The sequence below is a fragment of the Ningiella algicola genome, from assembly GCF_028401415.2.
Taxonomy (GTDB): Bacteria; Pseudomonadota; Gammaproteobacteria; order Enterobacterales; family Alteromonadaceae; genus Glaciecola.
On record NZ_CP171821.2, the window covers coordinates 4,109,764 to 4,129,868 of the forward strand.

Sequence of the window (20,105 nt, forward strand, 5' to 3'; positions counted from 1 at the left end):
GGCGCTTTATGCCATCTGTAGAACCATTTGTGGCTTCAAACCGCATTGCACAGACAATGGCAACTAAGCGAAGACAAAAAATTAGTGCAAGGCATAGATAACAAGCTGTGGAATTAATTCGTGGTGTTCACAACATAAAACTGAGACACAAACACTGTGCGTTGACCATAGGAAAATTCGATGGTGTGCATAAAGGTCATCAGGCGGTGTTAGCTAGTTTAGTTAAACGAGCTAAGCAGCTGTCGGTGCCCTCGGTCGTTATGGTGTTTGAGCCGCAGCCCGAAGAAGTATTTATGCCAGAGCGTGCACCTGCTCGTTTGTCGCGATTGCGCGATAAGTATAATGCACTTAAATCCTTAGGCATTGATCGATTGTTATGTCTAAGTTTTTCAAAATCATTCGCTGCTCAGTCTCCTGATACCTTTGTTAGAGACCTTTTGATAGAAAAGCTCGGTGTGAAGTTTTTGGTTGTTGGCGACGATTTTAAGTTTGGGCACAATCGTGAAGGTAACTTTGAATTTTTAAAACGTGCAGCGAAAGAAAATAACTTCGATGTGGTTAGCACGCAAAGCTTCAGGATGGATGACTGCAGGATCAGCTCAACGGCGATTAGAGCAGCGCTTAGTGAAGGTGATTTCGAGCGTGCTAATTTTATGCTGGGCCGTCCTTTTTCTGTTTCTGGAAAAGTGATTCATGGCGAAAAGAATGGGCGTACGATTGGGTTTCCCACGGCTAACATTCTGCTAAAACGACATAAGACGCCGCTCCACGGAGTGTTTGCCGTTAAAGTCCGACTGGGTAATGAATATTACGGAGGTGTCGCGAATTTGGGTAGCCGCCCCACGTTAAATGGACAGCGCCTGCAGCTAGAAACGCATTTGTTTAACTTTGATCAACAGATATATGGTCAGCGGATTGAAGTGGAGTTTTATGAAAAACTGCGAGATGAGGCGAAATTTGACAGCTTTGACCAACTAAAACAAAAAATTCAAGACGATGCGAGACAAGCGCGAGCAATTCTCGAGGCTAATTGACCAGAAGCCGATGAGCACCGCAAAACATACTGAACATCGACAAAATAAAACAACACAATAATGGAAAATTCGAATGAGTGAATACAAATCAACGTTGAACTTGCCAGAGACCGCATTCCCTATGCGCGGAAACTTGGCCCAGCGTGAACCACAAATGCTAAAAGACTGGACAAGCAAAGATTTGTATCAACAAATTAGAGAGGCAAGGAAAGGCGCTGAACCATTCATTCTTCATGATGGCCCTCCGTATGCCAATGGTGATATTCATATCGGTCACGCTGTTAATAAAATCTTAAAAGACATTATCGTTAAATCCAAAACCTTATCGGGTTTTGATGCGCCATATGTGCCCGGTTGGGACTGTCACGGACTTCCCATAGAGCTGATGGTTGAGAAAAAGGTCGGTAAGCCAGGCAAAAAGGTTTCGGTTGCTGAGTTTAGAGAAAAGTGCAGAGCTTATGCTCAGCGCCAAATAGACGGACAGTGCAAAGACTTTATTCGTTTGGGGGTACTGGGTGAATGGAAAAAACCCTATAAAACGATGGATTTTGACTCTGAGGCAAATATCATCCGAGCCTTGTCTAAAATCGTCACATCTGGTCATTTAGAAAAAGGGTTTAAACCTGTCCACTGGTGCACAGATTGCGGCTCTGCGTTGGCAGAGGCAGAGGTTGAATATCAAGACAAGGTGTCAAGCGCTATTGATGTTGCGTTTAATTTTGTTGATGATGCGTCAGTGCAAAATGCCTTTGGAGTGTCAGTATCAGAAGCAGCCGTCGTAATTTGGACCACCACGCCTTGGACTATCCCTGCAAACAGAGCCATCAGTCTGCACCCTCAATTGGATTATGCCTTAGTGCAGTGTCAAAAAGAGGGAGCCACTGTGCATTATGTGCTCGCATCTGATTTAGTTGAAAGCTGCATGAAGCGTTACAACATTGATGACTTCAAAGTGCTTGCTCAGTGCTCTGGAAAAACTTTAGAAAATATCGCAGTAAAGCACCCACTTTTGGATTTACATGTGCCGCTCATTCTGGGCGAACACGTGACCACTGAATCGGGGACCGGTTGTGTTCACACAGCGCCAGCCCATGGTGTTGACGATTTTGTGGTCGGTAAAGCTTATAATCTAGAGGTATACAATCCTGTAGGTGCAAATGGCGTATACTTAGAAAACACACCATACTTCGCTAACCAGCATGTTTTCAAAGCCAATGACAACATCATCAAAGCCTTAAGTGATGCGCATACCTTGGTGTTAAACGTAAAATATGAACATAGCTATCCGCATTGCTGGCGCCATAAAACGCCTATTATATTTCGGGCTACGCCGCAGTGGTTCATTAGTATGGACAAGCAAGGTTTAAGAAAAGCTTCAATTGAAGAAATAAATAAAACCCAGTGGATCCCTGATTGGGGGCAAAATCGCATTACCAGCATGGTTGAACAGCGTCCTGACTGGTGTATTTCACGCCAAAGAACATGGGGGGTGCCCATTGCTTTGTTTATTCATAAGCACAGTGGGGAGCTACATCCACAAAGTGCTCAAGTCATGGAGAAAGTTGCCCTTGAGGTCGAAAAACGTGGCATTCAAGCATGGTGGGAGCTCAGTGCAGAGGACTTAATAGGTGCCGATGCAAACGATTATGACAAAGTCACTGACACCTTGGATGTATGGTTTGATTCGGGCGTGACGCACTACTTCGTTGTTGATAAACGCGAAGACATTCCTGCATCGGCAGATTTATATTTGGAGGGTTCGGATCAACACCGAGGTTGGTTCATGTCATCATTAATGTCTTCAGTTGCGATGCACGGACATGCGCCCTACAAGCAAGTGCTAACACATGGCTTTACGGTCGACGCGAACGGTAAAAAAATGTCTAAGTCTCTAGGGAACGTGGTAGCACCACAAGAGGTGACCAATAAACTGGGCGCTGACATTTTAAGACTATGGGCGGCATCAACAGACTATCGCGGCGAAATGACAGTCAGTAACGAAATTCTCAAACGCTCTGCCGATTCTTATCGACGCATCAGAAATACCTGTCGATTCTTATTAGCTAACCTAAATGGATTTGACCCTCAAACTGACTTGGTTGAACCCAAGGAAATGGTGGCTTTAGATGCTTGGATGTTAGCTAGAACGAAAGTCATCCAGACACAAATCCTTGAGGCTTATGAGCAATACGACATGCTGATTGTATGTCAATCGCTGATGCAGTTTTGCTCGATTGAATTGGGTAGCTTCTACCTTGATATCATTAAAGATCGCCAATATACGGCTAAATCCGACAGCGCAGCGCGCCGCTCATGCCAGACAACCTTGTATTACATTGCCGAGGCTCTTGTGCGCTGGATGGCGCCCATTATGAGCTTTACTGCACAAGAGGTGTGGGAGCAAATGCCTGGAGAGCGCTCGGAGTTTGTGTTTACCGATAAATGGTTTGATTCACTTCCGAGCGTCGAGACGAATATGGGCGACGATTTTTGGCAGGCAGTATTGGAGGTGAAAACGCAAGTCAATAATGCGCTTGAGCAGGCTCGAAACGACAAAGTGATTGGGAGCTCACTAGACGCAAAAGTCACCCTATATGCAAAAGGCGAGCTGAAAGCCAAACTCCAATGCTTGGGCGATGAACTTAGGTTTGTACTGATTACATCCGAAGCCGCAGTTGACGATATTGAGAATAAAACGGAACAGGCACGACTATCTGAAGATCAGGCGCTAGCGGTCGAAGTAAGTTCTGCAATAGGGAGTAAATGTACCCGATGCTGGCATATTAAGCCTGAGGTAGGTAGTGATTCAAAGCATCCAGAGCTGTGCAATCGTTGCATTGAGAATGTTGATGGTAATGGGGAGAGGCGCCAGTATGCGTAGTCTATTGCCAGGCTTTGTTCGCGACACGGGCTTACGTTTTACATGGATAAGCGCGATAGCTCTGATTTTAGATCAGTGGACAAAACAAACCGTAGTTGGGTCTATGGAGCTATATCAGTCCATTGAAGTCACATCATTCTTTAATCTCACTTATGTCCACAACTATGGAGCCGCGTTCAGCATTTTGTATGATGCGGGCGGTTGGCAGCGTTACTTTTTAAGTGCACTTGCCCTCATTGTTAGTGCCATTATTGTGTGGTGGTTAAAAAAGTCGCCTAAAGACCAAGTGCTCCTGCCAGTAGCATTCAGCTTTATTCTAGGTGGCGCATTCGGCAATGTTGCTGACAGAATCATGTATGGCTACGTAATTGACTTTTTAGATTTTCATTATGCCAATTACCACTGGCCAGCTTTTAATATTGCCGATTCAGCGATCTTTTTGGGCGCTAGCTTGCTAATCATTGATATGTTTGTGAACAACCAAGGCAAAGAAAATGAGTGAATCCCAACAAGTTATTGGTGATAAAAGTGAGATAATTTTACATTTTGACCTCAAACTAAACGATGGTTCTGCCGTAGACAGCACGCGTGTAAATAACAAGCCAGCCAAAATGATCATGGGAGATGGTAGTCTCACACCGAATTTCGAAAAGTGTTTGATTGGATTAAAGGTGGGTGATAAAAAGGCCTTTAGTATCAACGCAAATGATGCTTTCGGTATGCCCAATCCAGATAATATTTATCATGTTGATCGCAGTAAGTTTGCCGCAGGCGAAGAATTAAAAGAGGGGATGATAATGGGCTTTGCTCAACCTGATGGAAGTGAACTTCCGGGGGTAATTCGCAGCACTGCCGGACATTCCGTCACGGTAGATTTTAATCATCCATTGGCGGGTCAAGACATTATCTTTGACGTTGAAATAATAAGCGTAAGTTAGGGAGTAATTGTGCAGATACATTTGGCAAATCCGCGAGGTTTCTGTGCTGGCGTTGACCGCGCGATCACTATCGTTGAAAGAGCTTTGGAAATTTTCGGACCACCGATTTATGTTCGCCATGAAGTGGTTCATAACAAATTTGTGGTCGATGGTTTGAAATCCAGAGGTGCGCTTTTTGTAGATGAGTTAAACGAAGTACCCGATGATGCTATTGTTATTTTTTCAGCTCACGGCGTGTCTCAAAAAGTACGAGGTGAAGCAGGCGAAAGAGGTCTTAAAGTATTTGATGCCACCTGTCCTCTGGTGACTAAAGTGCATATGGAAGTCATGCGAGCGAGCAAGCGCGGCACCGAATGCGTGCTTATTGGGCATCACGGTCACCCAGAAGTAGAGGGAACGATGGGCCAATATAGTAATGCTGATGGCGGGATTTATTTGGTGGAGTCCATTGGTGATGTGCAGGCACTAGAGGTCAATAATCCAGATGAACTGTATTATTGCAGCCAAACCACGCTTTCTGTCGATGACACCGCCGATGTGATTAGAGCATTGCGTCAAAAATTTCCAAAAATCGATGGGCCTCGCAAAGACGATATTTGTTATGCCACCCAAAATCGTCAAGACGCAGTTCGCGAGCTGGCCGGTGAGTGTGATGTACTTCTGGTTGTAGGCGCGCAAAATAGTTCAAATTCAAATCGATTACGCGAATTAGCGCAAAAGATGGGGGCAGTTGCCTACCTCATTGCCGACAAAGACTGTATACAAAAAGACTGGTTAAAAGATGCTCTGCATATTGGCGTAACAGCGGGTGCATCTGCCCCTGAGGTTTTAGTACAGGGTGTGGTTGATAGATTAATTCAGTGGGGAGCGAAAGCGGCGAGTGAGCGTCCAGGGCGAGCTGAAAATATAGAGTTTGCCGTGCCAAAGGAATTGCGAGTAAAACAAGTTTCTTAGTCAATCACCATTAACAAAGACGTCGTCCATTCTGGGCGACTTCCATACTTGCGTTCAGTTTCGTTCTAATTTTAATACCTTAGACTCCAAGAAAATAACTTAATCTTGATAACCGCCGTTAAGATAGGTACGCGTGGAAAAAGTCATAATCAAGATAACAGGCATTTTAACTTTGATCTGCGCAGCAGATAATGGGTTAACACATTGGTAAAGCGAGTGGGCGTAAATGAACCAAGTTATAAATAAACAGCGTGGCGTAGGCATGATTGAAGTGCTTATCACATTATTTATCCTATCTATAGGTTTGTTGGGTGTTGCTTCGATGCAGTTTGTCGGCTCATTTTCAAACAAAGACGCGTTGGCCCGCACGCAGGCAGTTATGGTGGCCCAGCAATTCAGTGAGCGCTTGCGCGCCAGCGTAGTGCCATCAGATACGTCAGATGGCTTTATTGTTGACAATGAATACTACGACCCAAGCAATTACAATTTTGCTGGTATGAGCTGCCCGTCTGGCGATATTTTTGCCTGTCACTGTGAATCCATCCCCGCAAGCGTTCCCGATTGTGAAACAAATCAGTGTGATGCTGACGAAGTAGCTCAGTTCGACGCTTATCAAATGTCATGTGCAACCGTTCAGTCCAACCCTTTTTCGCGAATCGAGCTTCAGTGCAACGACCAAATTCTGGGCGACGCTGACCTTTGCTCAGCAGGGTCAATTCAGTCTATTGTTGTTACCTGGCCATCTTCCGCTTGGCAAGACAATGACCGCGTGAAAAATGCAGAATGTAATCCTGGTGATAGCGATGATAACGATTGCGTCATTGTACAGGTGGCATTATGAGGATGAAGCGACATAGTCAGCAAGGGCTGACACTCATAGAGCTAATGATTTCAATGGCGCTGGGCTTGGTAATAGCAGCAGGCGTCATTCAGGTGTTGGTGAGTAACAGCGTGACTGACTCACTTAACCGCGCTATAGCTAGCACCCAAGAGAGCGGCCGATTTATCGTATCACGTATGCGCCAAGAGCTAATGATGGTTGGACTGTACAATAAATTAGATCCTAATTTGAATGAACTTGTGGATGTGGTTGAGGAAGAAGTATTTGTCAGAAGCAATCCAGTACCAATCCCAGGAGATTTTGTCGCGCGTATGGGTTTAGGTTCGTTGCAAGGAGCAAGCGGCGCAAACGATACCCTTGTGGTCAGCTTGCAAGCACCGCGAGATTGCAGGGGATTTAAGCTTGGCTACCCAGCCGACGACGAGTTTTACGTGGTCAATGAGTACTTTGTTGAAGATAACAAGCTCAAATGTCGCGGGTTCGACGGACGTGTGCTTCGCGGACAAAAAGCCGCCGAAGCTCACAGCGGTCATAGCGCCTTCACCTTGCTGGACGACGTAATTAGCTTTCAGGTGTTATATGGCGTAACCAATCCACTGGACCCAAATAATTTAGCGTTACCCGTTCGATATATTGACGCATCGGCGCTACCGGCGGCTTATGCAGTGAACGCACAAGTGGTCGCTATTCGACTCGCCTTGGTAGTGAAAGGAGAGGGCGAAGTGAACTTGGATGCCCCCGCTACTTTCAAGCTGCTCAATGAAGACACAATCACTGCGCCAGATAATGCCCTATATAAGTCTTTTGAGACAACGGTGACCTTGCGCAACATGAAAAACTTTACTCGAGGAAGTGCCCTATGAATAAGCAAAATGGCCTGGTGATGGTGTTTGCGCTTTTAGTGTTGCTGTCAGTCACTATTTTAGGCGTATCTGCTGTTTCAAGCTCGTTGTTACAAACAAAAATGGCCTCGTCAATGGAGCAAAAGTCGGTGGCGTTTGATGCTGCTGAAGCCGCCATTGCAGGGGTTGTGTTTGAATCTGAAGATGAAATGGTGCTTTCAGATCCTGGTTTAGAGGACCCTTTAACCGTAGCTCGGCGCGTTGGTGAAATTGATTTGACAGCTGAGGAGCTAAGCTGTTATGCCGACGACCGAACAAGACGCGAAGTTACATCAGCCGGTCTAGATACCAACACTATGCATACAGTCGCCGGCCAGTTTAGTCCACAAGGTGCGGTCGACGCATGGTCACAGACCGCTTACGTTCGTGAACAGGCCTGCCGGGGATCGAGCAATGTGATTGGTGGTTCCAATGTTACGTGTCATGTATTTATTATTCGCGGTTGCGGTCAAGCCGATGGAAGCAGTTATGCAGTTGCCAATACACTCACGGCAGCTGTTTTTGCGCCAGCAACGAATTAGTTAGGAGTAGAGCATGTTATTGAAAAAAATAAGTATTTCGTTCTCGGCCTTAGCACTTAGTTTCTTAATTAGTTTTAGTGCTTTTGGAGATGATCTTGAGATCTATCTTGGGGCAGGTGACGTTGAGGTTGCTTATAATCCGAACGTTCTTTTTATAATGGACACTTCGGGCAGTATGAACAGTAATGACGGTACGAGCGAATCAAGGATGCAGCGCGTACAAAGAGCGCTCAATCAAACGCTGGCTGAAGCGACTAATATTAATGCGGGCTTGATGCGTTTTTCAGATCATGGTGGTCCGATTCTTTATCCTGTTACGGATATAGATAAGCCGCTTCCTGCTGAAATTCTTACCAATACTAAATCATCGGGCGATGATGCCTATGAAATAGACAACGTTGTTAAAACTAATTCGGATGAACTGACAATAGCGAGCGGCACCAAGCGTGTTTATACAGGGTTGCGATTCACCAACATTAATATTCCGCAAGGAGCGACAATTACAAAAGCCCTATTACGTTTTACTAGCGCAAAGCTTGACACTGAAGAAACTGATATAAAAATCTACGCAGAAGACACTGGAAATTCTTCACAGTTTGAGGTGCGAAGAGAAGACATCTCCGGCAGAGATGCAACGACCGCTGAGCTTTTATGGGATAGTGATACAGAATTTCCATTAGCGGATGAGACCAAATTAAGTCCTGACTTAAGCTTTGTTATTCAGGAAGTCATTAATCGTCCGGACTGGTGTGGCGGTAATGCGCTTAGTCTCATATTAGAAGCAAAAGGATCTGCGGGTACCAACCGCAAGGCTTATGCGAGTGATTTAGGTGAAAGCAGCTCGCCGCAACTGATTTTGTCTTACGATGAATCTACAGCAAGCGGTTGTGTGGCTGGTACCAATACCTATCAAGTCCAAAGCCAAAAAAACAATATTGAAGAAAAACCGAATGGCGAGAACAGTACCTTAAACCAATTGAATTTTAACAACAGTGGTAACGCATTTATCGGTCTGCGTTTTCAAAATGTATTAATTCCACGAGGTGCCAATATCAAGCGCGCATACGTTGAATTTACAGCGGCTGACAGTAAAGGAGGAAGCGCATCTCAAATGACTATCAAAGGGGTCGCAAGGGATGATACTGATGAATTTGAAACGGGTGTGAGATATCAGTTAAGGGACGAGCCGAAAACAGGCGCGGCTGTCTCATGGACAAATATTGGGCGTTGGAATAAAGACACAGAATATACAACACCAGAACTTAAAACTGTTCTGCAGGAAATTATTAATCGCTCAGGTTGGGTGAGTGGAAATTCACTTACGCTATCATTCTCAAACTTCGGTTGGGAAGATATAGCTGCTTATACACACCGTGGGACTGCATCAAAATCTCCTAGGCTCTTTATAGAATTCGAAGGTAATGCAGTGCCTGGCAGATCGTCAACAGTTCGCGACTATCTGACAAGCCGCGTGAATGAGTTAACGACAGATGGTTGGACACCTATCGTTGATACTTTATACGAGGCGGCGATGTATTATGGTGGGAATGATGTCTATTACGGGAGAGAGCGCGGAACCGCTGACGTTAATACCTCAGTGCGCAGAAAGACGCGCGTTAGCCATATTGATTCTTACATAGGGGATGCGCCAATCCGTCCAAGTGGCTGTACTGATTTTGATCTATCCAGTCGTAACTGCGTTGAGGAGCGTATACCCGTCGGTGCAAGATATATCTCTCCAGTCGAAGACTTGCAGTGTCAAGTAAATAACCACATCGTATTATTATCAGACGGTATTGCGAATAACAATCATAGTGTAGACGAGATTGAAGCCTTACTTGGAAAATCATGCACAGGCGCAGGTGGAGAGAAATGCGGCGTTGATTTGGTTAAGAACATTACGGATGGCGGCACGTCAAAAATTGGCGCTCAGGTCAAAACTCACACTATTGGATTTGCTACTGGTGATGATGCAAATACGTTTTTGAGGAAACTTGCTGAAGATGGAGGAGGAAGCTTCAATACCGCAAATGATAGCGAGTCTTTATTGGCAGCATTTACCAAAATTCTTCGACAGGTAACCGACGTAAATACGACCTTCGTTTCACCGGGTGTTGCCGTCAACCAAAACAATCGCTTGACACATAGAGATGAGCTTTACTTTGCGCTGTTTCGTCCAGAGGAGGGCACTATGTGGCCTGGCAATCTGAAAAAGTACAAAGTGAGAGGTGGAGTTGTCGTTGATAGCAAAGGAGTTTCAGCGGTTGACAGCGGGACAGGATTCTTTAACGTGAACGCTCACAGCTATTGGTCAATGAATCCAGATGGAAATGACGTTCGAAAAGGCGGAGCGGCAAGCCGTATTGACTTACTCAGAAATTTGTACGTATTCGATGATTCACCCGGCACCATTGTGAAGTCTGCAAATCGATTCAACGAAAGTAATGCAAGTATTACAGTTGAAGATCTTGCATTAACGCATTTAGATGATCCTGATGCGCGGCGTGAACAGTTGTTAAAATGGGCGCGTGGAGTAGACGTGAGAGACGCAGACGGGGATGGTTCGAGTACCGACATTAATCCTTTTATGGGCGATCCAATCCATTCACAGCCAATCATCATCAATTATTCGGATACTGATAGCGCTATATTCGTTGCAACTAATCATGGTTTTATTCATTCCTTTAATGCAGAAACGGGCGAGGAAAACTTTGCCATAATGCCCCGTGAGTTACTGGAGAATATGCATGAATTTTACATCAACAACACCACCTTTAATCATATATATGGGATCGATGGCGATTTAGTCTATCGTGAAGCCGATGATAGAAAAATACTTTACGTCGGTATGCGCCGCGGTGGAAATAATTATTACGCCTTTGATGTAACGAATAAAACTAATCCCAAATTAATGTTCACCATTGATGGTGGGGAAGGTGTTTTCGAGAATTTAGGGCAGACATGGTCGCGACCAGTGGTTACTAAAATCAATATTGGCGGTAGTGTAAAAGATGTCCTCATCTTTGGCGGCGGGTATGATGAAGACCAAGATACAAAAATAACGCGTTCACCAGATGATGTAGGTAACAGTGTATTTATTGTTGATGCAGATAATGGAGATCTGTTGTGGTCGGCGAGCGATGCCGGCGCTAACCTCACTATTGCTGAGATGAAATATAGCATTCCTGCAAGTATCTCAGCCATTGACCGCGATGCAGATGGACTGGTTGACCATATGTATGTGGCCGATATGGGCGGGCAATTATTCCGCCTTGATGTTGTAAACGGTGCGTCGGCAGGCTCACTTGTAAGTGGCAAAATACTTGCAAATTTAAGCGGTGAAGCAGCCATAGATAACCGCCGTTTTTATTATGGTCCCGATGTGTCAGAAATAGTATTAGGCGATGAACAATATTATGCAGTAGCGATAGGCTCCGGCTATAGGGCAGGCCCACTAAATACCACCATTAACGATAATTTTTATATGGTAAAAGATAAGGGCGTGTTTACTCGTGACGACGATGGAAACTTTACGCACCCTGAAACACCCTTTGTGTTGGAAAGTCTTTATGATGCGACTGACCATCTATTGACGTCAGAAGACGAGGCTGAACGAGATATAGCCGCAGCAAGCTTCGCTACAAAAGATGGGTGGTATATAAGACTAACGACTAATGGTGAAAAAGTGTTATCGGCGCCGTTGATTTTGGATTACAAAGTGTTCTTCTCAACTTATATACCCTCTGCGTCTTCAGAAAGTCTGTGCGCGCCCCCATCCGGTAGCAGTAGAGCCTACTTAGTAAACTTGTTTAATGGAAATGCCATTGCAGATATAAACGTTAATCGGCAGCTCGAGGCCTCTGACCGCACTGCCGATGCTCCACAGCCAGGTATTGCGCCTAGCCCAATTATAACCTTTACGGAAGATAATGACCCAATATTTTGTTTAGGTGCTAACTGTGAGTCTGCTCGCATCGACCCAGAGGATGGACCAGACAGTTGTGGCTCGGATTTTGAATGCTTAATTCAAAACGTATTCGGTGACGCTGAGCGTGTGCGTAAAGATGTGTGGCAAACAGAAATTGAACGAGAGTAGTTTAATAGAGCATTAGAACATAGCTAAGCTGAAGGTGAGTCTCAGCTTAGCTTTTTATTTTGAGGCAAAAACATGCAAGTGCAAAAAGGCTTTACCCTAGTTGAATTAATGATTGTCGTGGCTATTGTAGGCATCATCGCTTCTATTGCCTACCCTAGTTACCAATCAATGGTGGTTTCAAGTGCAAGAAGCGCAGCGCAAGCTGATTTAATGGCATTTGCTAGTGCTATGGAGCGTCATAGTGCATCCAACTTTACATACGGCGGTGCGGCAACAGGTGGCTCTGATACGGGTAAACCGACAATCTTTGCCACTCATTCTCCTGCAACTGAGCCGGCAGCAAACAAGCGGTATGATTTAACGATTGCAGTTGTTGGTGCATCTGGTCGAAGTTATGAATTGAAAGCCACACCGGTAAGCGGAAGCGTGACAGACGAAGATGGCGAGTTGGTGCTATACAGCGACGGACGCAAGGCTTGGGATAAAAATAATGATGGCAGCATTGCAACTGCTGAATTTTGCTGGGCCTGTTAAATAGTAATATCCAAAGGACTGTTAAACACTGCAAACCAGTTTAAAAAAACCGCCAAGGTTGGCGGTTTTTTGCTGTTCGTTCAATTATTACTCGCGTTCTATGAGCACGCTAATGAAGTGCCACTTGAATCCTCATGAAATCCGTCATCTGATTCATCACGGCTGAGCCTTGTTCTTCCTTGCAAACTCACGATAAGGCCTCGTGCAAATTTAGCGTCATTGTTCTTAGGGCATAAAACGATATCCGCCGCTGCGGTGGTGCCACCTGATTCGTTAAATTCGACAAGATTTTGCGAGCTGGTCATTTTATTACCACCAGAAATAGCCTGACTCGATTGCAATAACTCTTCCGCACCATCGCGCGAACCATTGCCGTTGAGATCTAAAAAAACGATTTTGGGATTGTTCCAGTCGTTGTTGCAGGTTGCAAAGTTGCTCGATGGGCACACTACAACCTGGCTTTGCTCATCTATTGCGGTATAACGAGCAAACTGCAATAACGCACTGGTTTCGTTTATTTCAGCGGTGATTCGATTGCTTGTCAATATAGACTGAATGTTGGGAGCTACTACCGTGAGCAGAATTGCGGCCACTGCTAAAGTAATCATCATTTCTAATAATGTCACGCCTGCTTGACGCTTACTTGATAAAGAAAAATTTACCACTTCAAACCCCTTTTTATAGTCAGTACACTATATTACATAGGACAATGCACTAAGGTATGTGTCACCGAGCATACTAATTGTAAGATATACCTACAACAAGTAACTGTAAATTATGACTATTTTTGGAGAAACACAGTGAAGCAGCAAATCATCGAAGAAATGAGAGTGTCTGCCACGATAGACCCTGCACAAGAAATAGCCCGGCGAGTTGGATTTATCAAAAAGCAACTATTGTCGTCTGGCATGTCTAGCTTGGTACTAGGGATCAGTGGCGGTATTGACTCCTGCACGCTCGGGCGTTTGGCGCAGTTGGCAGTTGATGAACTCAACCAAGGCGCTGGTGAGTACCGGTTTTTCGCAGTTCGCTTGCCTTATGATACCCAGGTAGATGAGGCGGACGCTAAACTGTCATTAGATTTTATTCAGCCTTCTGTGCAGTTAACCGCAAATGTAAAGCCGGGCGCAGACGCCATACATGAGCAGGCTCAAAATGCATTGAGAGCCGTGGGTGCCTTTACGATGGATGCATCTTTAGATGATTTTGTAAAAGGAAATACAAAAGCGCGCACCAGAATGGCGATACAATTCGATATCGCGGGTCTGGTTCAGGGCTTGGTATTGGGTACTGATCATTCAGCAGAAAACATTACCGGGTTCTACACCAAATATGGTGACGGTGCCTGCGATTTAGCGCCGCTGTTTGGTTTAAGTAAGCGCCAAGTGCGACAAATTGCCGCTTTTTTGGGCGCTCCGGAGCGTATTATTCACAAAGCGCCTACAGCTGATCTAGAAAGTTTGAATCCTCAATTGGAGGACGAAGCGTCCTTAGGCCTGACTTATGAGCAAATTGATGACTTTCTGGAAGGAAAGAGTCACGATAGTCAAGCTGATGCAAAATTAATCGATATCTATCAACGCACACAACATAAACGCGTTCCTATTCCAACGATTTACGATGACGAGTAATTAGATGAAAAAAGTGGAAGCGATAATCAAGCCTTTTAAGCTCGACGATGTCAGAGAGGCATTGTCGGATATCGGTATTTCAGGACTTACCATCACTGAAGTTAAAGGGTTTGGCAGGCAAAAAGGCCATACTGAGCTTTATCGAGGCGCTGAATACAAGATTGATTTTTTGCCGAAGGTTAAAATAGAGCTAGTGGTGAGTGAAGATTTGCTAGCGCGAGTGATTGAAACCATCACAGACGTTGCGCGTACCGGCAAAATAGGTGATGGTAAAATTTTTGTGCAAAACGTTGAGCACGTAATTCGAATACGCACAGGAGAAGAGGGTGATGACGCGCTCAGTTAGGCTTTGCTAGTTCCTCACACAGAAGAGAGCGTAAGCGCAGATTAATATTGTGTTCTAATGTGAATGGCCGCAACCGTCTGGGCCGTGCACATGCCCATGATCAATTTCATCTTTGGTAGCGTCTCTCACATCTTCAATTGAAACGTCAAACAATAAGGTTTGACCTGATAACGGATGATTGCCATCGACCGTAATGTGCTCGTCGTCTTTGTCAACAATTATTACTGATTGCTCACCTTGGTCGGTAGTCGCTCTAAAGCTCATTCCTACCTCTACATCCATGCCTTCAAACATGTTGATGGGCACTTTTTGCACTAATTGCTCATGGCGCTCGCCATAGGCTTTTTCTGGCTCCACCATCACCTCAAATTTATGACCTTTGTCTTTATCGTACAGGGCCTCTTCTAAGCCTTGGATCATATATTTTGAGCCTTGAATAAAGCTTAACGGTTCGCCGTTTCGAGATGAGTCTATTTCATCTCCGTCGCGCGTTTTAACGGTATAGTGAAGGGTAACAACGTGGTTGTCGGCTATTGGCATAAGATTTCCTGTGTAAGCGCTTTTTTTGCGCTGTTTTTTAAACAATCTGCTTAAGAAGGCGTTGTTTCCAGTGAATAGGGTAGCGCTTCTAAGTTAAGCGGCACCTGACTCTCTTTTAAGCGTAACACATCAGAATTGCTGGTGTCATTTGAAAGCACAGCGAGAAGCTTTGTCTTCCCATTTGCCTTAGCGCATCGAACCACGACACCGCCTCTTCTAAAATTGTTACCCACTGCCTTTTCTATTATGTCTCCAGGCTGAATATCCAAGGAATCGCTGCCCCGAGCGCTCAACAGAAATGATGCACGTTTGTTTTTGCCCAAGAATTTAGTGCGGGCGATGACTTCTTGCCCCATGTAGCAGCCTTTTCCAAAATCAATTGCATCTAAACATTGCAAGTTGAGCATTTGTGGCACAAATTCGCCTATGTTCTCTGGCGCCTCTAATAGCGCAATGCCAGCCTCAATTTCTAGCATTTGCCATAATGCGATATCATCATCAAAGTCATTAGCAGCAAGGCTTTTAAGATGTTCATACTCGTGGATTTTAAGCACGGTTAAGTATCGTAATGAGCTATCGTTAAACGTAATTGCATATCCAAATTCATTTGCGCTGACATGCAAGTGTTCATCACTTAAGTCACTGAAAAGCGCTTTTAGATGTATTGTTGCCCGCTTACCGTGAACGCCTATAACCTTGAAGTCTGTCCCCACATTATCAATCTCGACTTTTGAAAACACGCCATACTTTTTTAATTCGGTCATAGAGCTACTTGCACTTGCTGTGGGCAAAATCATATGAAAGCTATTTTCAAACTGCGTAAGGTAAAAGGCTGACCACATTTTTCCTTTAAAATCACAGTGTGCCGCATACTTAGCTTTATCCTCGGGTATACTTTTGGTATCCACCGTGACTTGACCGTGCAGATAGTCATGCCTTTGCTCCCCCGCGATACGAATAATCTCAAGCTTGGGAAGGTCGACCAAAAAATCGCTCATATAAACTCCGGTTGCACTTAGTTTTTTATCTTCGCATTGCCCCTATATGTGGATGTCTGCTCAACATTGCAAGTTCGATTTAACTTAACCTGAGTCCTATTTAAGAAACGGCGCTCAGTACCGCTAGAATTGCGAATTACTGCGTTGCAAAAGCCAGCAATAGAATAACTATTACGTGACTGTTGCGCCTTGTACTTCACAATTCTAGCAGCACTGAGTGTAAAAATTAATTTACGTATGTAAAACAATCGCTTGCACCATTCCTTAAACAGGATTCAGGTTAAATTATGAAAGGGCATAACAAACAATAGGACTTAAGGATAGTAGGGATAATAAAGAGAATATGATAGTCTCTGGTGAGATAGAACGAACACTTAGGTTACAAAAACGATGTTTGAAGCTAAACGCTTAGCGCGACTCAAATGGGCATGCAGAAGAGGTATGCTTGAATTAGATGTGCTCTTTCTTCCTTTTGTCGAACAAGCTTTCGATGATTTAAGCGATGCACAAAAGTTGACCTTTGAGAGACTGTTGACATGTGATGACCCAGACTTGTTTGCTTGGTTTATGGGCCATCAGCAGTGCCATGATCCTGAGCTATCTCAGATGGTTGAGACGGTCTTAAGTCGCGTTAAAATTTCTGTCGAATAGCGCTACATTCTTTGAATTAGGATCAAGGCGCTTTTCTCACAGTGAACATGGAAGTTAAACAATATCCTCTATCGCTGAATAGCGTGATCAATATTACCGTTTTAGGTGTGTGCAGTGCCATTTTTGTATATGCATTCGCACCTGAATTTTCAATCATGCGCGCAATCAGCGAGCAAACTTCGCTGTGGTTCTTTGTTGTCACGATAGTAACAATTGGTCTTACCTTCTTCATTAATTATGTCGTAAGCTGGCATAAACAAACAAATGTTCTACGCTTAAGGCTTAGTCACAAGACGAATGAACTGCAGGTTTTTTCAGCGAGCGAAGAAGCCATTTCAGACCGTGTCTGCGTTTATCGCGTGGAGCCGTCATCTCGAGCTAACAGCATTGGAATTTGGCTGGAGCTTGCTGAGAAGAAAAACGAACACGCTTATAAAGTGAACAAAACGCTTTTCATTGGATGTTGGCAAATAAGCAAAAGAGGGTTTAGAGCTTTGCATCGCCACGTAATTTGGTTTGTGTAAGGCATATTATTATGACAATGCTATCGATGTTGGCAAAAGCTGCGATTTATCAGCCGCCGCGTACTCACAGTGTGAGTGGTTTGGGCGATCGTATGCTGGTGCAAAAACATCATATTAACCCGGAGCAAGTCGCGCAGTACAATGAGATAGTTGAATGGCCTCAAGAACAATCTCATCTACTCCATCCTAACTACATTCAAGTGATGTCTTTGCCGATGCAGCTTGATTTAATGACATCATCACCTTTCCCATTTAAGGCGCTAGGCTTAGTTCATATCGCCAATCGCATTAACATTGTAAAGCTTCCTGAACTTGAAAGTCAGCTGACAATTTCTTGTTACTTTGGGCATCTTTACTCACATAAGCGGGGGGCGGTGTTCGAAGTGCACACAGATGCAAGCTTAAATGGCGTTGTAGCGGTTAAGGCCACAAGTTACTACTTAGCAAAAGCCAATAAGAAGACGAATTTTACTTATGGTGATGGTTTATCCACCTTTAGTCCTTCCGTTTTTTCTGACCCTTCGCACAAGGCAGTTAAAGCTCAAGCACAAGAGGATAGCCAACATACGCAATATGCTCATGATTTAAGCTTTTCAGCGCAGTGCGGGCGACGATATGCGGCAGTATCAGGAGACTATAATCCAATTCATCTATGGCCGGCAACATCGAGACTCTTTGGCTTTAAAAACACGATTGCTCATGGCATGTATTCCCATGCGCGCTGCATTTCTGCTTTGCAAGCAAATGCTAGTGTGCAATGTCAGAAAATGTCTACAATTAAAGTACTGTTTAAACAAGCCATTGAGCTACCCGCTAAAACGACCTTACATTCATCAAGTGATAATCATGGGAATACTCACTTCACTTTGAGAAAAGTCTACCCAATAGAAAGCCACGCACAGTCTGTGACGCGAGGCAAACTTCATTTACAGGGAAGCATAAGTCGCTTGTAGTATCAGGCCTTAGTCTTTTTGTATTACCGTGGGTCCAGAATTTTGAAGCAAGTTCGGATAGTCCAAATTGTAATGAAGGCCTCTGCTTTCTTTTCTTTGCATTGCACATTTCACAATAAGTTGAGCAATACAGACGAGGTTTCGCAGCTCCAACATGTTATTACTGACTTTAAAGTTGCTATAGTATTCGTCAATTTCTTGCTTCAGAAGATTAATCCTTCTCATCGCACGCGCTAAGCGTTTGTCTGAACGAACAATCCCAACGTAGTCCCACATAAATAATCTAAGTTCATGCCAGTTATGCTGGATGATAACAGCTTCATCTGAGTCAATGACTCGGCTCTCATCCCATGGCAGGATTGTGGAAGTGTCATGCGCTTGTTCGAAGTTATCTAAAATGTGCTTGGCGCAAGAATGGGCAAATACAACGCACTCTAGCAGAGAGTTGCTTGCCATTCTGTTGGCGCCGTGCAGGCCTGTGTAGGCTACTTCACCAATCGCATATACATTGTCTAAATTCGTCCTTGCATTCAGATCGGTCATGACACCTCCGCAGCTATAGTGCGCTGCCGGGACAACCGGAATGGGCTGTCGAGTGATATCAATACCGAGTGAGCGACATTTGCGATAGATATTGGGAAAATGCTTCACGATAAAGTCGGTCGGTTTATGACTAATGTCTAAATACATACAGTCTTCACCCAAGCGCTTCATTTCGAAATCGATAGCGCGTGCCACAATATCCCGAGGCGCTAAATCACCGCGTTCGTCGAATTTTTTCATAAAGGCGTTGCCATCTTTATGGCATAAAAATGCGCCTTCACCTCGAAGCGCTTCGCTTATTAAGAAGTTACCTGCGTCAGGATGAAATAGACAGGTAGGATGGAACTGATTGAATTCCATATTGGCAATCCTACAGCCTGCTCGCCAGGCCATGGCAACGCCATCACCGCTGGATACATCTGGATTAGATGTATATTGGTACACCTTACTGGCACCGCCGCTTGCAAGGGTGATAAAACGAGAACGAATGATCTCTACCCTTTCTTTTTTACGATTCCAAACATAGGCTCCAGCGCATTTTGATCTTGCGTTTTCTGACTTAATTAAGTCAATTGCATTGTATCGCTCGAAAAGATGTATGTTCGGGTGTTCAAGCACACTCTCGCTTAGCGTCGTTTGTACAGCCTCGCCGGTGGCGTCGGCTGCATGCAGAATGCGGCGATGACTGTGCCCACCTTCGCGGGTCAGATGAAATCTAGGCTTGCCTTGTTCGTCCTGTTCTTGGTCAAAAGGCACGCCTTTGCCAATCAGCCATTGCATGCTTGATTTTGCGTTCTCTGCGGTAAAGCGAACAACTTTCTCGTCGCAAATTCCTGCGCCTGCTTTTAGGGTATCTTGTATGTGGCTTTCGATACTATCGTCGTCATCAAATACAGCGGCGATGCCGCCTTGCGCATATCGAGTACTGCCTTCATTAATATCACTTTTACTTAGCACAATGACATTACATTGCTCAGCCATTTTCAGGGCCAAGCTTAAGCCTGCTGCTCCGCTACCGATAACTAACAAGTCGCAGCGGTGCTCGATTGTGCTCGGTACATCGTTAGGCATAAAACCATTGGGCATGTAGAGTATAATCCGCGAGTCTGAGGTGTTGATGTTTGTACAATATTAAAGTTTCATGAAGAAAATACAAATAATGAAATACTTATCTGCTATCTCCTGTCCTTTTTTGTTTATAATGATGACTTTAACGAA

At 44.5% G+C, this 20,105-nt stretch carries 19 protein-coding genes; 15 read left to right on the forward strand and 4 right to left on the reverse strand.

What is annotated here, in order from left to right:
• The first annotated feature begins 107 nt into the window (after window positions 1-107).
• From ribF to PN836_RS17930, 10 genes are all read left to right on the forward strand, one after another.
• Window positions 108-1,034 carry a bifunctional riboflavin kinase/FAD synthetase gene (gene ribF, locus PN836_RS17885; protein ID WP_395340923.1) on the forward strand — a complete coding sequence of 309 codons (927 nt, stop codon included), beginning with the start codon at window positions 108-110 and terminating at the stop codon, window positions 1,032-1,034.
• Window positions 1,035-1,107: 73 nt separating this feature from the next.
• Complete coding sequence (gene ileS / locus PN836_RS17890) at window positions 1,108-3,915, forward strand: isoleucine--tRNA ligase (protein ID WP_395340925.1); 2,808 nt, start codon at window positions 1,108-1,110, stop codon at window positions 3,913-3,915.
• Window positions 3,908-4,417 carry a signal peptidase II gene (gene lspA, locus PN836_RS17895; RefSeq protein ID WP_395340928.1) on the forward strand — a complete coding sequence of 170 codons (510 nt, stop codon included), beginning with the start codon at window positions 3,908-3,910 and terminating at the stop codon, window positions 4,415-4,417. Before ileS ends, lspA begins: the two co-directional genes overlap by 8 nt.
• Complete coding sequence (gene fkpB / locus PN836_RS17900; protein ID WP_395340931.1) at window positions 4,410-4,853, forward strand: FKBP-type peptidyl-prolyl cis-trans isomerase; 444 nt, start codon at window positions 4,410-4,412, stop codon at window positions 4,851-4,853. The genes lspA and fkpB overlap by 8 nt, the downstream gene beginning before the upstream one ends.
• A 9-nt stretch (window positions 4,854-4,862) precedes the next feature.
• Entirely contained in the window at window positions 4,863-5,807 is a 945-nt protein-coding gene (gene ispH / locus PN836_RS17905; protein ID WP_395340933.1) for a 4-hydroxy-3-methylbut-2-enyl diphosphate reductase, read from the forward strand.
• A gap of 226 nt (window positions 5,808-6,033) precedes the next feature.
• Window positions 6,034-6,648 (forward strand): type IV pilus modification protein PilV, encoded by a 615-nt coding sequence (gene pilV, locus PN836_RS17910; RefSeq protein ID WP_395340935.1) that lies wholly within the window; start codon window positions 6,034-6,036, stop codon window positions 6,646-6,648.
• Window positions 6,645-7,511, forward strand: coding sequence for a PilW family protein (locus tag PN836_RS17915; RefSeq protein WP_395340937.1), 867 nt, complete (start codon window positions 6,645-6,647; stop codon window positions 7,509-7,511). The genes pilV and PN836_RS17915 overlap by 4 nt, the downstream gene beginning before the upstream one ends.
• Window positions 7,508-8,071: a pilus assembly PilX family protein gene (locus PN836_RS17920; protein WP_395340939.1), complete on the forward strand. Its 564-nt coding sequence runs from the start codon at window positions 7,508-7,510 to the stop codon at window positions 8,069-8,071. The genes PN836_RS17915 and PN836_RS17920 overlap by 4 nt, the downstream gene beginning before the upstream one ends.
• Before the next feature lie 13 nt (window positions 8,072-8,084).
• Entirely contained in the window at window positions 8,085-12,167 is a 4,083-nt protein-coding gene (locus PN836_RS17925) for a PilC/PilY family type IV pilus protein (RefSeq protein WP_395340940.1), read from the forward strand.
• Between the two features lie 72 nt (window positions 12,168-12,239).
• A complete protein-coding gene (locus PN836_RS17930; protein ID WP_395340943.1) occupies window positions 12,240-12,701 on the forward strand; it encodes a type IV pilin protein in 462 nt (153 codons plus the stop codon).
• Between the two features lie 98 nt (window positions 12,702-12,799).
• On the opposite strand, the gene PN836_RS17935 is transcribed toward PN836_RS17930, so the two are convergent.
• Entirely contained in the window at window positions 12,800-13,366 is a 567-nt protein-coding gene (locus PN836_RS17935; RefSeq protein ID WP_395340946.1) for a GspH/FimT family pseudopilin, read from the reverse strand.
• A 159-nt stretch (window positions 13,367-13,525) separates the two neighbouring features.
• On the opposite strand from PN836_RS17935, the gene nadE reads away from it, so the two are divergent.
• Both nadE and PN836_RS17945 read left to right on the forward strand, forming a co-directional pair.
• Entirely contained in the window at window positions 13,526-14,332 is an 807-nt protein-coding gene (nadE, locus tag PN836_RS17940) for an ammonia-dependent NAD(+) synthetase (protein ID WP_395345734.1), read from the forward strand.
• A gap of 4 nt (window positions 14,333-14,336) precedes the next feature.
• Window positions 14,337-14,678 carry a P-II family nitrogen regulator gene (locus tag PN836_RS17945; protein ID WP_395340948.1) on the forward strand — a complete coding sequence of 114 codons (342 nt, stop codon included), beginning with the start codon at window positions 14,337-14,339 and terminating at the stop codon, window positions 14,676-14,678.
• A 54-nt stretch (window positions 14,679-14,732) separates the two neighbouring features.
• Here the strand turns inward: PN836_RS17945 and PN836_RS17950 are convergent, their stop codons facing one another.
• Window positions 14,733-15,218: an FKBP-type peptidyl-prolyl cis-trans isomerase gene (locus PN836_RS17950; protein ID WP_395340950.1), complete on the reverse strand. Its 486-nt coding sequence runs from the start codon at window positions 15,216-15,218 to the stop codon at window positions 14,733-14,735.
• Between the two features lie 50 nt (window positions 15,219-15,268).
• Entirely contained in the window at window positions 15,269-16,216 is a 948-nt protein-coding gene (gene ygfZ / locus PN836_RS17955) for a tRNA-modifying protein YgfZ (RefSeq protein ID WP_395340953.1), read from the reverse strand.
• A 390-nt stretch (window positions 16,217-16,606) separates the two neighbouring features.
• Between ygfZ and PN836_RS17960 the strand changes: the two genes are divergently transcribed.
• The 3 genes from PN836_RS17960 to PN836_RS17970 are packed head-to-tail and all read left to right on the forward strand — an operon-like array spanning window position 16,607 to window position 18,344.
• A complete protein-coding gene (locus tag PN836_RS17960) occupies window positions 16,607-16,867 on the forward strand; it encodes a succinate dehydrogenase assembly factor 2 (RefSeq protein ID WP_395340956.1) in 261 nt (86 codons plus the stop codon).
• Between the two features lie 47 nt (window positions 16,868-16,914).
• The gene (locus tag PN836_RS17965; protein ID WP_395340957.1) at window positions 16,915-17,391 is read left to right on the forward strand and encodes a hypothetical protein; all 477 of its coding nucleotides are present in this window, start codon (window positions 16,915-16,917) and stop codon (window positions 17,389-17,391) included.
• An 11-nt stretch (window positions 17,392-17,402) separates the two neighbouring features.
• Complete coding sequence (locus PN836_RS17970; RefSeq protein ID WP_395340960.1) at window positions 17,403-18,344, forward strand: MaoC/PaaZ C-terminal domain-containing protein; 942 nt, start codon at window positions 17,403-17,405, stop codon at window positions 18,342-18,344.
• A 9-nt stretch (window positions 18,345-18,353) separates the two neighbouring features.
• Here the strand turns inward: PN836_RS17970 and nadB are convergent, their stop codons facing one another.
• Window positions 18,354-19,973, reverse strand: a complete 1,620-nt coding sequence (gene nadB / locus PN836_RS17975; RefSeq protein WP_395340963.1) for an L-aspartate oxidase — start codon at window positions 19,971-19,973, stop codon at window positions 18,354-18,356.
• Between the last annotated feature and the right edge of the window lie 132 nt (window positions 19,974-20,105).